The following is a 17,063-nucleotide window of genomic DNA, read 5'->3' as shown; positions in this document are numbered from 1 at the left end:
AATGAAGAAGTGTATCGTTTTATTTTTAATTTTTTTATGTCTATTTTTTAAGACAAATCCTTCAAAGACTGTATTTGCAGTTGAAGCAAGTTATAAAGAAGGAATATATAATTTAGCTGATTTTAATATTTCAGAAGGCAACATATACTCAGTAAATAACATTTCAAAAACTGACCCAGTTCTTGTACTAATTTTTGATAAGGAATATATTCCGATTCAACATATAGAACTTGACCCTAATTCAACTAAAATAGATACAATCCCTATGAAACCAGAATATTTACTTGTGGTAACAGGTAAAGGAGAAGTAACAATTACACCAAAACAAACCCAAACAAATTAGTCACTAAATAGAAATATCCTAAAACTCAGAACTGAATTTTAGGATATTTTTTCTTTATTTAATATGAATAAATTGGAATGTGGTATAATTAGGATAATTAAATAAGTAAAAGAGGGGGTTTAGTATGGATTTTAAAACTTGGAATAAACATTTAAAAGAATTGAGGGAAATAATTCTAAAAAAAGATAAAGTTGAGGAAAGTAAGGCTTTAGCTAGGATGGTACATTCTATGGTACACTCATCTTATGTATCAGAAACTGATGAGAAAACTTTTGAAGATGAACTTTTAGAAGACTTAGAGGATGAAATATTTAGAACTTCAATTAATGAAAAAGGACGTACTATAGCATATGGAATATGGCACTCTAGCAGAATTGAAGACATAACAATGAATTTATTAGTTGCAGGAGATGAGCAAGTATTTAATTCTGGAAATTGGAAAGAAAAAATAAATACTGAAATTATTGACACTGGAAATGCTTTAAGTTCTGAAGAGATATTAGAATTTAGCAAAAATATAAATATACAAGAGCTAAAAAACTATAGAATAGCTGTAGGTAAAAAAACAAGGACAATCATAGGAAACTTAAGCAATGAAGATATGAAAAGAAAGTTCGATAAAGAAAAATTACAAAGGATTATAGATGAAGGAGCGGTTCTAGATGTGGAAGCTTCAAATTGGCTCATAGATTTCTGGGGAAGAAAAAATGTGGCGGGTATCATATTAATGCCAGCAACAAGACATAATATGGTACATATAAACGAATCTTTAAGTGCCAAAAGAAAAAGCATTTCTAAAAGATAAAGGAGGATTAACATGAATCAAACAATTAAAGATTTACTAGAAAGAAGAAGTATAAGAAAATACAAATCTGAACAGATTTCAAGTGAAGAGTTAGATATAATTCTTAAAGCAGGTAGCTATGCTCCAAGTTCTATGGGAAAGCAAAGTGCCATACTAATTGCAGTTCAAGATAAAGAGACTATTGAAGAGTTAGAAAAGTTAAATGCAAGCTTTAGCCCAAATCCTAAGAGCAAGCCTTTTTATGGAGCTCCTACTGTTGTTCTTGTACTAGGGGATAAAAACAATAAAAATAATATAAAAGATGGAAGTTTGTGCATGGGTAATATGATGAATGCTGCACATTCACTAAATATAGGTTCTTGTTGGATTAACCGTGTTTATGAGACATTTGAATCAGAAGAAGGAAAAGCTTTGTTAAAAAAATGGGGAGTTGATGGGGAGTATAGTGGAGTTGGAGCTTGTATTCTTGGTTATCCAGACTGTGAACTGCCTAATCCTGCGGTTAGAAAAGAAAACTATATATACTATATTAAATAAAAAGCATTAAAGAAGACAGAAAACTAAAAGAACCTCTATACAATAGTATAGGGGTTCTAAGCATTAGAGGAGATGGTATTTTTATTATAAACTTTAGTTTTAATATATTATATGTGAATAAATGGATGACGTTACCATTAAAATAAAATATAAATGCTGAAGATTAATGGAGGACGTTATGCTTAATTAATTCCATAAAGCTTTTGGGAGTGACTACCCTTATTTTAGGATTTTCATTCAATTTATTAATTACTTTTTCAACATCTTCTAAGTTTTTACTCCATGCATGGACATAAACAAAGGTATAACTTTCGGGAGTGGAGATGTTTGTTTGACCTAAAGTATTAACCATATAATTAATTTTTTCAATTAAGTCATCCTCTTCCTCTAGGTTTTTCCAAAGTATATCTCTACAAGATACTATAGGTTTATTATTAGACCACAAAATCTTTCCTTGATAGTTATCATGTTTATGATAATCTAAATAAAATAACCCTTGAATATTATCTTTATAAGTAAACTTGTTCCAAAGTTCAGTATCGTAAAATGAGGAATCATCGATTATTGATACATATTTCTGATTCACATTATCCATGTAATTATTTAATTCATCTATATAAGGAATTAAACTTTTTGTATCAAATTTACTAGGATACATATATCCATTTCCAGAAGGAGAAACGATAAAATAATCATTATAATTGCTTGAGTTTGCACTTTTATAATACATATTAAGAACAGTTGGGGCTAAATAATATATAGAAGGAGTAATGGACCAACCCATATTGAAAGAACCTCTCAAACTTGATCCATACCAGTCTTTAGAGCTATAGTTGTTTCCAAGAATCCACTGCTGATTATCACCATCAGACATTACAAAGGTAACGTAATGGACATTTTTTTCTTCTAAAAACTCTGGGGAAGATTTTTGGTTTATAGGAGTTGATTTAAAAGCACTAAGTACGCTTAAGTTATATGACCAGTCCGAAGCTACAATACTCACTCCATATTTTGAAGCAGTACTTACATTAATAAATTCATCTGGTCCCCAACCTAAACAGGTGGAATTTTTATTAGCATTAGATAATATTTTATCCATTAGAGTAGTATTAGTAACATCTTCTTCATAGAAAACTAAAGCTTTGGAAAGTATAGCATAATCTCTTAAGGCAGAATCTTTGTCAGGTGATAATTGAATTAAAAGAGAATGGTTTAAGCCTTTATCCCACAAGTTATCATATGCCCAGGTGTTATCAGTGTTTCTACAATCACCAATTAGATTAGTAATTCCGTGTAGATTTACTTCATTTTCAATATCTTCATTAATGACTATAGAATTTTTTAATGCTGCAAGAGAGCAGGCGTTATTTATTGAGGGGTCTTTAGGGTTTTTATAACTAAACAATATATAACCATCTACATACTTTTTAAATTTATCTACTAATATCCAAGGGTCAGAAATAATTTCGTAGTTAACATTATAATTACTTTTCAAGTCATCTAGCCAGATTTGATAATCTGGCTCATTAGAATTTAAAGTGTATATTTGAGAAGAAGATTTATTGTTGACTAACCCTTGAAGAGAGGCAATCATAGTTTTTTCGCTAGGGGACAATTTATCTAAAGAAATAACATATAAAAGCTTAGGAATCTCAGAGTTCTTTATGTAGTTTGAGTTTAGTGTATTTTTAGAGTAAGTTTTAATAGAGTGACTAAAAGAAATAGTTTTTATAAAGTCACTCCATTTTGAATTAAAGCTATCATTATTGGTTTTACAGTACTCATAAAAATTCAGCATAAACCTATCTCTTTCAGGATTATGAAAACTATTGATAACATTAGTATTGAACTTGGCTAAAGACAATTGACGGTTTATTATATCAGAGCTGGAAACATTTTTTGCATTTTTAAACATGTCATACATAATCATAAAGGTGGTTGTTCTTCCTTCACCAGCTTTACAATGAAAGTGAAGCCAAGAGTTTTTATTAATATTTTTAAAAAAATCTACTGTGTAGTCAACCATATAATCTGAAGGGATTTTGCCATCTGTAACGGGTATTCTCATGTAAGATACGTTCTTCGAACTAACTAGTGCATCTTCATTTTCAACTTTAGTTACATTAAGTGATTTTGTAGTAGGTTTTTGAAAAGCAATAGTTGAATTTAACTCTATATTTTCTAGTTGATTACTTTCCTTTAATATAACTTCTTCTTTATTTAAGTCTTTGTTTGCATCATTTTTTAAATTAGCCCAGCTAACAGGATATCCATTTATAAAACCATGAGATTCTTGTCTTAAATCTACTATAGTTATAGGAAGGGATGTGTCTAAATAATCTAGCATTAATGGTAGGTTTTGCTCAGAAAATTGTTGGCTTCCTGAGATATTTAACGAAGCTAATCCAGTAAGGTTTAATGATTTATTACTGGACAGATAAGAGATATCAGAAGTTTTACGTAAATTTCTTGGCACAGTTGTTGTATTTAAAGAATCAAGAACCAGTTGTACATCGTTACTATCAATGTTAGGTTGAGCTTGAGTACATATAGTAAGTAAGAAGGAGCAAAGAAAAATTAATAGTAAAACTATGTGATGTTTAATAAATCTTTTCATTTTGTATCACCTCTTTTTATAATTAATTATTTTATCTTAAGATAATTTGCATCAATAAAGGCGATTATATACTGGGATTAATATAGTATAATTTAAATAGATTAGCTGATATTTAATTGTGTGGAGGATTATAAGTGATTAGTACAATAATAACTGCTCTAGTTTCATTTTTTAGCACTAATATTGATGATATTTTTATTTTAATGCTGTTTTTCTCTCAAGTTAATAAAGATATAAAAGTTAAGCATATTGTCATTGGTCAATATTTAGGAATTGGTGCTTTAACAGCAATAAGTATTGCAGGGGCCTTAGGAATATCGATAATTCCACAGGAATATGTTGGGTTACTCGGTATAGTACCTATATATCTAGGGATAAAGGAATATATTGAGTATAAAAAAGAAATCAAGAATAACGTTGAAGAAGAGGTTCAAGATACTGAAGAGAATATACAAGAACAAGTAGTTTTGAATCAAGAAAATAAAACCTTAGTATTTATTAGGAAGTTTATTAGTCCAAGTATACTAAAGGTAGCAGGAGTAACCATTGCGAATGGTGGAGACAACATTGGTATTTATATACCAGTGTTCTCAAGTATGAAATTATATTCTATATTAATACCAGTTATAGTTTTTTTATTACTTACAGGTATATGGTGTTTTATTGGTTTTAAATTAGCTGAACATCCTTTTGTTAATAAAAATATTGAGAGGTATAAGCATATTTTTGTTCCAATAATATTTATAGTATTGGGAGTTTTAATTATATTGGAAGGTGGAACTTTAAGTTTATTTATTAAATAAACCTCATTTACTATGTAAAAATGAAATTTTATTTAGGGAAGATTTAAGATGGTATCATGAGCTTGTATGGGAAAAGTAAATAAATTATTGTATAGAGTTTGTAATCAATATATTTGAATTAAATGGTATAATTACCAGTAATAAATCTTGAGTATCTTACTTAACAAAAAAGGTGGAGGGTTTTATGAGCTATATTGAGAGGAAGCCTATTAAGAGATCAAAACTTAGATTGTTTTTAGGGAAATTATACTATTCGATGAAAAGGTACAAGCAGTGGTATTTAAGTGGGAAAAAGTATTCAAAAAATATTGTTAGTGAGAAATCACCTTATGTTATTTTTGAACATAAGACACCGTTATTAAGAAAACTTAAAAATGTAGATATGAAACTTCAACATAATAAGATAACAAATCTTAGGCTTGCGATTGAGAAACTTAATGGAATAGTAATAAAACCTGGAGAGACATTTTCTTATTGGAAGCTTATAGGAAAGGCATCTTATAAAAAGGGATATTTAGATGGACTCATGCTATGTGCAGATGGTAGCTTTAAAGCTGGAGTTGGTGGGGGGCTTTGTCAGCTTTCAAATCTAATATATTGGATGACATTACATACGTCACTAACAGTAACTGAAAGATATAGACATAGTCATGATGTATTTCCAGATAGTAATAGAACTCAGCCTTTTGGTACCGGGGCAACCTGCGCTTATAATTTTTTAGATTTACAAATATACAATAATACAGAACAGGAGTATCAATTAGTAGTTTATTTGACTGATGAATATCTAGTTGGTGAATGGAGGAGCACTGTACAATCAATTAATAAATATGAAGTGTATGAAAAGGAACATTCAATAACAGCAGGATTATTTGGAGGATATATTAGAAACAACATAATATATAGAAAAATGTATGATAATATTGGATTGGTAAAAGATGAGTATATAACTGAAAATCACGCATATATGGTGTACAATCCTTATTTGAGTGAAGGAATAAAATAATAACAATGAAAAACGCTTTAAGATTCCTAGGTGAATGGTAAGGCGGTTTTTTTATTGCTTACTATTCACCTAGGAAGTAAAATTCTTAAGAACCAAAGAACCAAAGAACCAAAGAACCAAAGAACCAAAGAACCAAAGAACCAAAGAACTTTAAAACTTTGGTGGTTATGAACTTTGAAATATTAGAAGTAAAATTCTAAAGTTCCTCTTAATATTTTAGGGGGAAGGATAATTGCGTTTGTTAGATAAGTTTCGGGTTTTGGCTGTATAAATGAAGAATTTTACTTTTGTTTAATAAGATGGTGTTAAAGTGAAATACGAAATAATTATGAAGTGAAACTTGCATTTTTCGAATTTTTATAGTGAAAAGCCTTCAATAAAAATATATTTATTTTATTTGTAGAATAGCAGTATTAAAAGAATTGTGATATAATAATTAAAATAAAGATGTACTTAAGTTGAAAACAATGAGAGAATATATATTATAATAATGAATTTTATTAAGTGTGTATATTGCATTGTAGATTGAATTTATAATAAAAAGAGCAAAGGTGGCTTTTATAGAGTAATATAGAAAATAAGAAAGAAGCCTTAATATATATTGTTAAATGTTCGTTAAGGTTTGTTTTTTTGTGGTTACAAGTTTATTATTAGCCATTAAACCAATTCTAGCTATAGGCAAAAATTTTAGGAGAGAAAAGGGGCATTTTTATGAAGAAATTTAAAAGAGTTTTGGTAGCAAATAGGGGCGAAATTGCTATAAGAGTCTTTAGAGCTTGTAGTGAGCTTGGAATTAGAACAGTTGCTATTTATTCTAATGAGGATAAGTATTCCTTGTTTAAAACTAAAGCAGATGAAGCTTATCTAATTGGTGAGAATAAAAGTCCTGTTGAAGCGTATTTAAATATTGAAGAAATTATAAGTCTTGCACTTAAAAAGGGTGTTGATGCTATTCATCCTGGTTATGGATTTTTATCAGAAAATCCTGAGTTTGCAAAAAGATGTGAAGAATCAGGTATTGAGTTTATAGGACCAACAGCTGATATGATGGATTCTCTTGGGGATAAGATTAAATCCAAAATAGTTGCAAAGGCAGTTGGAGTTCCAACTATTCCAGGGCATGAGGATGGAGTTAACACTGTCCAAGATGCAAGTGTATTTGCAAAAGAGTGTGGATATCCTATCATGATAAAAGCTGCTGCAGGTGGCGGTGGTAGAGGTATGAGAATAGTTCATAGTGAAGATGAACTTGAGTATGCTTTTAGCAGTGCTAAAAATGAAGCTAAAAAAGCTTTTGGTAATGATCTTATGTTTATTGAAAAATATCTTGAAAAACCTAAACACATTGAGGTTCAAGTATTAGGAGATAAGTTTGGTAATATAGTTCACTTATATGAAAGAGATTGTTCTATACAAAGAAGACATCAAAAGGTTGTAGAATTTACTCCAGCATTTTCTCTTTCAGAAGAAAAAAGAAATGAAATTTGTGAAGATGCTATAAAGATAGCTAAACATGTTAATTATAGAGGTGCAGGTACTTTAGAATTTTTAGTAGATATGCACGGAGATCACTATTTTATAGAAATGAATCCAAGAATTCAAGTTGAACACACTGTATCAGAGATGGTAACTGGTATAGATTTAGTTCAAAGTCAGATTTTAATTGCAGAAGGTTTTCCTTTAAACTCTGAAGAAATAGGTTTATATTCTCAAGATGATGTAAAACCAAGAGGATATTCTATTCAATGCAGAATTACTACAGAAGATCCATCTAACAGTTTTGCACCTGATACAGGAAAAATAGATGTTTATAGAACAAGTTCTGGGTTTGGTATAAGACTAGATGGTGGTAATGGATTTACAGGTGCTGTTATTAGTCCTTATTATGATAGTTTACTTGTAAAAAATATATCTTGGTCTAGAACTTTCCAAGATGCGATAAAAAAGAGTATTCGTGCTATAGAAGAAACAACAATTTCAGGAGTTAAAACTAATATTGGTTTCTTAATAAATGTGTTAAATCATCCTACCTTCTTAAAAGGAGAATGTCATACTGGCTTTATTGAAGAAAATCCTGAACTTATTTCTATAGAAGCTAAGACAGATGAAGAAAGTAAGCTATTAAGATACATTGGGGAAAAGGTAGTTAATGAAACTAATGGAGTTAAAAAAGACTTTGATGTACCTGTAGTTCCTAAGGTTGAAATTCCTGAAAATTTAAGTGGGACTAAACAAATCTTAGATAATGAAGGTACTGATGGACTTATTAAATGGATTAAAAATCAAAATAAGTTACTTTTAACTGATACAACTATGAGAGATGCTCATCAATCTTTAATGGCTACAAGAGTAAGAACTAGAGATATGTTAAAGATAGCAGATGCAACTTCTGTATATGGTAATGACTTGTTTTCTCTTGAAATGTGGGGAGGAGCAACTTATGATGTTGCCTATAGATTTTTACATGAGTCACCATGGGAAAGATTAACTGAACTTAGAAAGAAGATTCCTAATGTATTATTCCAAATGCTTATAAGAGGAGCGAATGCAGTAGGATATAAGAACTATCCTGATAATGTAATTCGTGAATTTATAAGAGAAGCTGCAAAAAATGGTATGGACGTATTTAGAATATTCGATTCTCTTAACTGGCTTAAGGGCATGGAAGTATCTATAGAAGAAGTTCTAAAAACAGGAAAAGTAGCAGAAGCTGCTATATGTTACACAGGTGATATCTTAAATGATGAGAAGAGTAAATATAACTTAGATTATTATATAAAACTTGCTAAAGAAATTGAGAAAACTGGTGCTCATATACTAGGAATTAAGGATATGGCAGCACTTTTAAAACCTCATGCTGCTTTTAAATTAGTAAGTGCATTAAAGCAAGAAATTAGTATTCCAATACATCTTCATACTCATGACACTACAGGTAATGGAGTGGCTACAGTAATTATGGCAGCAGAGGCTGGTGTTGATATTGTTGATACAGCGTTTAATAGTATGTCAGGACTTACAAGTCAGCCTGCACTAAATTCAGTAGTTGCTGCACTTAAAAATACTAGAAGAGATACTGGAATTAACCTTAAAGGAATTCAACTTGTTTCAGATTACTGGGATGCAGTAAGACCAGTTTATCAAGCATTTGAGTCTGATTTAAAATCTGGATCCGCTGAAATATATAAGTATGAAATACCAGGTGGACAATATTCAAATTTAAAACCACAGGTTGAAAGCTTTGGGCTTGGTCACAAATTCCATGAGGTTAAAGAAAACTATAAGGTTGTAAATGATATGGTTGGAGATATTGTAAAAGTAACTCCATCTTCAAAAATGGTTGGAGACTTTGCTATATTTATGGTTCAAAACAATCTTACTCCAGAAAATATTCAAGAAAAAGCAGCACATTTAGCTTTCCCAGATTCAGTAGTTTCTTACTTTAAAGGAATGATGGGTCAACCAAGTGGAGGATTCCCAGAAGAACTTCAAAAGATAGTACTAAAGGGAGAAGAACCTATAACTTGTAGACCAGGAGAACTATTTCCTCCAGAAGACTTTGATAAGATAGAGAAATATTTAAAAGAAGAACTAGAAATTGAACCAGATAAGAGAGATATCTTAAGTTACGCTCTTTACCCAGATGTATTTGAGGAATATGTAAAATACAGAAAAGAGGTTGGAGACTTTACGAGAATGGGAAGTGATGTATTCTTCCACGGACTTTATGAAGGTGAAACTTGTGAAGTTGAAGTAGCTGAAGGAAAAGCTTATATGATAAGACTTTTAAGCGTAAGTAATCCTGATAATGAAGGAAATAAAATTCTTGTTTTTGAAGTTGATGGTAACCGCAGAGAGGTTAAGATTAAAGATAAAAACAACAAGTTTATTCAAGACTTTAACACTATTGAAATGGCAGATCCTTCTGATAGAAAGCAGATAGGAGCACCTATTCCAGGAACTATTTTATCAATTCTTGTTGAAGAAGGGGAAACAGTTGCTAAAAATCAAGCAGTTATTATTGTAGAGGCTATGAAGATGGAAGCTAAGGTTACAGCTGCTGTTGAAGGTGTTGTTGGATCAATTATTGCAAAAGAAGGTCAACAAGTTAAAGCAGGTCAATTATTAATAAGCTTAAAATAAAACTAAACTCCTCAGAAGATGAAATTTTTCTGAGGAGTTTCTATTGCATATATTTGAAAATATTGTATAATTAATTTGTATAAGAAAATAAACATGAATGAGTATTACATAAAAATATAAACGAAAAGGTGTGTAAATATGCTAAAAGAGGTAGTTTGTAACTAAACTAACTGAATAAAGATTGTTAGTGATATATTTAAAAAAATCTTGATTTTATTCAAGGTTTGTTTGTGTATCATAAAATAATCAATATTAAATGAGCATGTTATACCTTATTAGTAAAAGTGGGAGAAGGCCGTGTTCTAAACAGGGTGCTTTTTTATACCTATTTTTACTTCGTTTATATGTGATATTGGATCTTAGTCTATATAAATTTAGACTATTTTAGATTTTCATGTTTATAAATAATGCAATTATAAGGTCGTAAATGAATAGTTCATTTACGACCTTTTTTAAGGATGGTGATTAATTATGACTAATAAAATTTCTTCATATAAAATATATTTATTATTTTCAGCAATAACAGCAATGTGCTTTTCTTCTGTTTTTACAGTTTCTATGGTTTATCATATAGAGAAAGTGCATTTAAATCCCCTTCAACTTATACTTGTTGGTACAACTTTAGAAGCTGCTTGTTTCATATTTGAAATTCCAACAGGAATAGTTTCAGATGTTTATAGCCGTAAGTTATCCATAATAATAGGTACCACTTTAATAGGACTTGGATTTATGATAGAAGCCTCAATACCTAAATTTATAATTATTATAATATCTCAAATAGTATGGGGAATAGGGCATACCTTTATTAGTGGATCAATTGATGCATGGATAGCAGAAGAAAGCAAAGGAGAAGATTTAAATAGGGTTTATATAAAAGGTGCGCAAGCAGGACAGCTTGGCTCAGTTGTAGGAATAGTTTTTAGTACAATTTTAGGCAATTTTTCTGTGAGAATTCCTATTGCTTTAGGAGGCGCTATATTTATAATATTTTCTATATTTTTATGGATTTACATGAGAGAGGGAAATTTTACTCCATCTGCGCCAGATGAGTTAAATACATTTAGAAAGATGGGTTATACTTTTAGATCTAGCGTAAAGTTTATAAAAAGTAAACCAATAATAATGCTTCTTTTATCAGCAACTTTATTCTATGGACTAGCTAGTGAAGGATACGATAGGCTTTACACAGCTCATTTTTTACAAGATACCATATTGCCTAGTATTTGGAATCTAAGTTCAGTAACTTGGTTTGGAATTTTTGGTATAAGTGGAATGTTATTAAATGCTGGGGTTATGCAGCTCATAGTAAAGAGACTGGAGAGAGAAGAAAAAATTAATAGTGCTGTAGTATTAATAGGTACTAATATATTTTACATTATATTTATGCTTATATTTGCTCTTACTAAAGATTTTAAAATAATGCTTATGGGATATTTGCTTACAAACATGTTTAGGACTATAAATGAACCTATATTTAGTGCATGGCTAAATAACCACATAGATGAAAAGGCAAGAGCTACGGTGATTTCTACTAATAGTCAGGTTAATGCTTTAGGTCAAATAATAGGAGGTCCAATCATTGGAATTATAGCAACTAATATATCCGTGAGTATTGGAATAGCATGTACTGCCCTATTAGTTTCCCCGGTAATAATAATATATTTATTAACTATTTTTAGAGATAAAAGAGATAGTTTGAATAACAAATCTTAAGTTTATTAGGTTTAGTACTAAATTCATTTATAAAGGAATAGAAATTAATATAAAAATTTATGTTGAGGTCATTATGGATATAAAACTTTTATTATTTATTTTTATTCCCATAGTTTTTTTCATTATGTATATGTTTTTGGCTCATTTTAAACAAGGATTTGAGGAGGACATGAAACTAACTAGAAGAGGATACTATGTAGTAGTTCTTATATGGATTTCCTTATTTTCAATTTCTTTTTATGAAAAGATTAAAGAGTTTACTATTATAGAAGTTAGCTGGTCGCCACAGTATAGATTCAATTTTATATTTTTCTTAGCAGGTATATGTTTATTAGCTGTGATATGGGACTTTGTTTTTATATCCTGTAGAACTTTAATAAATATAAAATTAAAAAACACAGAATTTACTTTGGATGAGATAAAAAGTGTTAAATATGTTGAAATGCTTCAAGAAAATGAAATAGATACTCTATATGCTGTACTTAATAGCAAGATTAAAGTACTAAAGTACATTGATACTCGTTTAGAGAATGGATTAGATGTTGATATAAATGAATTATATGAAAGTGTTATAAAAGAATATGCAAAAATTAGAAAACAAATCAAAGTATATACATATTATGATAGTGAAGAGGACATTAGCAGAATGCAGAAAGACATTAAGCTTACATTAGAATCACTAAGTTCTATAATGTATTCTATTAATTTATTTGGTTTTTGCAAACCACAAGAGTTTAGGAAAAGTAAATATATATTTGCAAAGCTTAATACCAAATATCTTAATGAGAATATAATTTTTGTTTTAAAAGGAAATTTATTGATAGATAAGGAGCATATAATTATTATTGAAGTAATAAGTTACTTAGAACAAAAATTAGAAATAGAGGTTCTAAAAATGGAGCTTTTTACTAGTCAACATGAGGAGTGATTAATATGGAAAAAGACCGCATAGATATTCTAAAGAAGATTAAAGAAATAGCTGAAAAAAAATCTTCTTATGGAATAAAACAAGTGGAAGCAGAATTTTCAGCTAAGAATAATATAAAAACAGATGAAAAGGCTAGAATAGGCAAAAGAATACTGAAGAACAAAATATATTCTCGTGTTGAATTAATGGAGTAATATATAAAAGGAGTGAACGCAAGTTTACTCCTTTTTATTTGGTCAAAATTAAATTTTTGTTAAAAATAATTACAATAAATATAATAATAGTATATAAATACTAAATATCTACAAAATACATATTTTGTGTATTTTTTTTTTACCATATTCTTCTTATTTCTCTATATATTTATAAAGTTTTGTATTTTTTTTTAGTTTTATTATATGTTTTTCGGTTATTTTTTTCATTAATTTCCAAATTTATATATTTTTTTATTGCTTTTTGGCTTTTTATTTATTTTTTGTTCTTATGTTTATGTACAAAATATGTATTTTGTTTAAAAGAAAAAATACATGCAATAGTAAGGGATGTTCTTGGGGGTGAATCATGGGGAAAAAGGAAGAAATTGAGGTTATGAGGGAGATTTTAAATAAGTTAATTATAAATATTAATTTCTTAAATAAATCAGATAGAGATATTCTTCAAGAGATAAGCGAAAAGATGGATAAACTTATAGTAGACTATCTCCAGGAAAGTAAAATAGAGTAATTTCATGTGGAGTGAAGATTATGAAACTTTGTTATAAAAAAGTCGAAGAAAGATATTTAAAAGGGTTAAATAAAGGACGGATAGCAGTATGGGAATGGGATATAGAGAAAGACAAATTTTACTTTTCAAAAAACCTTGAGAATATAGTACAAAAAAAGTTAGAAAACACTAGGAGTTTATTTGATTTCATTAATAAAATAAAAGTGGAAGAAAATAAAATGGACCCTATAAATGAACTAGAATCATTGATAGATGGAGCTAGTGATTTATATAAAAAAGAATTTAAAATTCAAAATGAAAATGGTGAAGAGATATGGATTTTAATAGAAGGTGATTTAATTAAAAACCATGAAAACAAGATAAAGTTACTAGCAGGGTATATAGAAGATATAACTGATAAGAAAAAATTAAAAGATGATATTGAATATCTATATTATTATGACTCTTTGACAAAACTTCCGAATAGAGCATTATTTAAAGAGAATTTTAAATTATATTTAAATAGATGGAAGCTTAAAAATGAAAAGGGATCTATTATCTATATGGATATAGATGATTTTAAATTAATAAATGATATATATGGACCTAGCTATGGAGATTTGGTTCTAAAAGAAGTTTCTAAAATATTGTCAGATTCTATTTATGGTAGTGGAAAAGTTCACCGTTTGAGTGCAGATGAATTTGTAATTTTGATAGAAAACTTCCATGAAGTTGAAGATATAAATAGGTTGTGTAAGAGAATAGTAGAAAAATTAAAGTTACCCTTAAAGATTAAGGAAAAAGATTTATACATAAGTGTAAGTTTTGGAGTATCCTTATTTCCAAAGGACGGAACAAGTATGCTAGAGTTATACAGGTATTCAGATTTAGCTTTGGCTCAATCCAAAATAAAAGGAAAAAATTTTATAACATTTTTTGAAAAATCAATGTCAAATAAATATGATAGAAAATTTCTAATAGAGCAAGAACTAAAAAGTGCTATAAATAATGATGAACTATATATAATGTATCAACCTCAAGTTAACAGCTTAAACAATAAGACTACAGGTTTTGAGGCTTTATTACGATGGAAGAGTAAGGAGCTTGGGTTAGTTGCACCAAATGAGTTTATACCTATAGCAGAGTCATCAGGGAGTATTGTAGAAATAGGTGAGTGGGTAATTGATAATGTATGTAAACAGATAAATTTATTAAATAAGTTAGGTTATAACTTCGAGAATATATCTATAAATATATCTCCTATGCAGCTCAATAAAGATTTTATAGATAAACTTATAGATATATGTCAGAAAAATAATACGTCTCCTTCTTCAATCGAGATAGAAATTACAGAAGGAATGCTTATAGATCTTCATAATAATAAAATTGAAATTTTAAATGAGATTATTAAAAGAGGCATTAAAATAGCTGTAGATGATTTTGGGAAAGGATATTCCTCATTAACTTATCTTACGGCACTTCCTATAAACACACTTAAAATAGACAAGTCTTTTATTGATAACATACATATTAACAAGTATAAGGCTGTAGTAAAATGTATTATTGATTTATGCAAATCCCTTGAATACAGAATAGTAGCAGAGGGAGTAGAAGAGAAAAAGCAATTGGATATACTTAATGAACTTGGATGCAATGTTATTCAAGGTTATTATTACAGTAAGCCTTTATTTGAACATGAAATGGAAGGCTTTAATTTAGATGGGATAGCTAAATAGTTATGATATATATTGTAAAAAAGCTTAAAATAGGCGGTGCAAGAATGATTAAAAAATATTCTTGTACCGCCTTTATTACATAATTGGGGAGAATATACGAAGTATCAAACGAAGAACTGTTCTATACCATTTTATATTGTTTGTTTCTTCAAGAGATATTTGTTTACATCTTTCCAATGTCTCCATAAAGTCTGAATATATATCTTTAATACTTAAACAGTTATACATCCAAACACCACATTCAAAGTGCAAATACAGACTTCTATAATCCATATTAATAGTACCAACTACTGCATATTCATCATCAACAATATAAGACTTTGAGTGAATAAATCCAGGAAGATATTCATATATTTTTACTCCGCTATTAATTAAGGTTTTATAATATGATCTACTTACTTCATGAACTGTTCTTTTATCTGGAATATGGGGTGTTATTATTCTAACATCAATTCCTCCTTTTGCAGCAGAAGTTAAAGCTGTGACCATTTCATTACCAATAATTAAATAAGGGGTAGTTATGTACACATATTTTTTTGCTTTGTTAATTAAATTAAGATAAACAATTTCTCCCACAGGCTCTTCATCTAAAGGGCTATCAGTAAAGGGTTGAACATATTCATTTTTATTGAATAGTAGCTCTGAAATTAAAGGGTTCTTAAATTTACTGAAATCTTCATCAATTCCTTTTTGAAAATCCCATATAGTTAAAAACATTACAGTAAGACTCCAGACTCCATCACCTTTAAGCATTATAGCAGTATCTTTCCAATGTCCGTATTTTTCATATTCATTTATGTACTCATCAGCTAAATTAAAGCCCCCTGTAAAACCTGTAATTCCATCAATAACAGCAATTTTTCTATGATTTCTATTATTTAATCTAAAAGATATAAAAGGTTTTAAAGGGTTAAAAACTGAGCATTTTATCCCAAGCTTCTCTAATTTTTTGTCATACCCTTCTGGAAGAGTTAAAAGACAGCCAACATCATCATACATTACTCTAACATCTATTCCCTCTTTAGCTTTTTCTATAAGTATATCTAAAATGCTGTTCCACATAAATCCTTCAGTTATAATGAAATATTCTAGGAAAATATAATGTTTTGCCTTTTTTAGTTCTTCAATGAGGACTTTATAGGCATCTTCACCAAGAGGAAAATATTCAACATAAGTATTATCATAAGGTGGACAAAAAGCGTAATCTTTTATGTATGTAGATTGTATTCCTGCAATAGGATTTTTGTCTTTAATATCAGCTAAGATATTATCCTTTGAGGATAGTGCCTCAGAGGATTTAAGAGCTATGTATTTCATTTTTTTTCTTGTTCGTCTGTTTAGTTTGCTTCCGCCAAAAAACACATAAAATAGACCGCCCAAAACAGGAAGAGATAATATAGGAATTATCCATGCAATTTTATAAGCTGGATTACTATTACTGTTGGTTATGGCTAATACGGATAACATACTTATGAATACACTTATTCCATAAAAATAAACAAAGTATTCATCTAACTTAAATACAGCCCATACCAAGACAACAATTTGAACTAAAATAGAGACAAATACAAAAGTAATCCTATGAAGTAATAGTTTCTTTAAAAAATTCACTTTGTTACCTCCTCAAGTGTTCATATCAAAACATATTTCAACCATTTTCTACATTATAATAGATAATTAGCAAGTTGTCCAAAATCTAAAAAATAACTCACTTATTTATATGATAATGAATA

At 29.0% G+C, this 17,063-nt stretch carries 13 protein-coding genes; 11 read left to right on the top strand and 2 right to left on the bottom strand.

Annotated features, from left to right (window positions below; genetic code table 11):
• Position 1: 1 nt before the first annotated feature.
• From BUA92_RS20120 to BUA92_RS20110, 3 genes are all read left to right on the top strand, one after another.
• Positions 2–343, top strand: coding sequence for a hypothetical protein (locus BUA92_RS20120; protein ID WP_073022456.1), 342 nt, complete (start codon positions 2–4; stop codon positions 341–343).
• 124 nt (positions 344–467) lie between these two features.
• Positions 468–1,148 carry a hypothetical protein gene (locus BUA92_RS20115; protein WP_073022455.1) on the top strand — a complete coding sequence of 227 codons (681 nt, stop codon included), beginning with the start codon at positions 468–470 and terminating at the stop codon, positions 1,146–1,148.
• 12 nt (positions 1,149–1,160) lie between these two features.
• Positions 1,161–1,685, top strand: a complete 525-nt coding sequence (locus BUA92_RS20110) for a nitroreductase family protein (RefSeq protein ID WP_073022454.1) — start codon at positions 1,161–1,163, stop codon at positions 1,683–1,685.
• Positions 1,686–1,848: 163 nt separating this feature from the next.
• On the opposite strand, the gene BUA92_RS20105 is transcribed toward BUA92_RS20110, so the two are convergent.
• A complete protein-coding gene (locus BUA92_RS20105; protein WP_073022453.1) occupies positions 1,849–4,302 on the bottom strand; it encodes a GxGYxYP domain-containing protein in 2,454 nt (817 codons plus the stop codon).
• Positions 4,303–4,436: 134 nt separating this feature from the next.
• On the opposite strand from BUA92_RS20105, the gene BUA92_RS20100 reads away from it, so the two are divergent.
• The 8 genes from BUA92_RS20100 to BUA92_RS20070 all read left to right on the top strand — a co-directional run bounded on the left by BUA92_RS20100 (position 4,437) and on the right by BUA92_RS20070 (position 15,330).
• Entirely contained in the window at positions 4,437–5,105 is a 669-nt protein-coding gene (locus BUA92_RS20100; protein WP_073022452.1) for a cadmium resistance transporter, read from the top strand.
• Positions 5,106–5,289: 184 nt separating this feature from the next.
• Positions 5,290–6,111, top strand: a complete 822-nt coding sequence (locus tag BUA92_RS20095) for a VanW family protein (protein WP_073022451.1) — start codon at positions 5,290–5,292, stop codon at positions 6,109–6,111.
• A 711-nt stretch (positions 6,112–6,822) separates the two neighbouring features.
• Entirely contained in the window at positions 6,823–10,251 is a 3,429-nt protein-coding gene (locus tag BUA92_RS20090; RefSeq protein ID WP_073022450.1) for a pyruvate carboxylase, read from the top strand.
• Between the two features lie 471 nt (positions 10,252–10,722).
• A complete protein-coding gene (locus BUA92_RS20085; protein ID WP_073022449.1) occupies positions 10,723–11,964 on the top strand; it encodes an MFS transporter in 1,242 nt (413 codons plus the stop codon).
• Between the two features lie 169 nt (positions 11,965–12,133).
• On the top strand, positions 12,134–12,892 hold the full coding sequence (locus BUA92_RS20080; protein WP_139259392.1) for a hypothetical protein: 759 nt from the start codon (positions 12,134–12,136) through the stop codon (positions 12,890–12,892).
• Positions 12,893–12,897: 5 nt separating this feature from the next.
• The gene (locus BUA92_RS20075; protein ID WP_021801192.1) at positions 12,898–13,086 is read left to right on the top strand and encodes a hypothetical protein; all 189 of its coding nucleotides are present in this window, start codon (positions 12,898–12,900) and stop codon (positions 13,084–13,086) included.
• 367 nt (positions 13,087–13,453) lie between these two features.
• Positions 13,454–13,615: a hypothetical protein gene (locus BUA92_RS23415; protein WP_156337821.1), complete on the top strand. Its 162-nt coding sequence runs from the start codon at positions 13,454–13,456 to the stop codon at positions 13,613–13,615.
• Positions 13,616–13,635: 20 nt separating this feature from the next.
• Positions 13,636–15,330 (top strand): sensor domain-containing protein, encoded by a 1,695-nt coding sequence (locus BUA92_RS20070; RefSeq protein WP_073022447.1) that lies wholly within the window; start codon positions 13,636–13,638, stop codon positions 15,328–15,330.
• A 75-nt stretch (positions 15,331–15,405) separates the two neighbouring features.
• On the opposite strand, the gene cls is transcribed toward BUA92_RS20070, so the two are convergent.
• The gene (gene cls, locus BUA92_RS20065; RefSeq protein WP_073022446.1) at positions 15,406–16,941 is read right to left on the bottom strand and encodes a cardiolipin synthase; all 1,536 of its coding nucleotides are present in this window, start codon (positions 16,939–16,941) and stop codon (positions 15,406–15,408) included.
• Between the last annotated feature and the right edge of the window lie 122 nt (positions 16,942–17,063).

Source organism: Clostridium intestinale DSM 6191 (assembly GCF_900130055.1).
In the GTDB taxonomy this organism is placed as follows: Bacteria; Bacillota; Clostridia; order Clostridiales; family Clostridiaceae; genus Clostridium_T; species Clostridium_T intestinale.
This window is presented reverse-complemented; position numbering and strand designations above follow the sequence as displayed.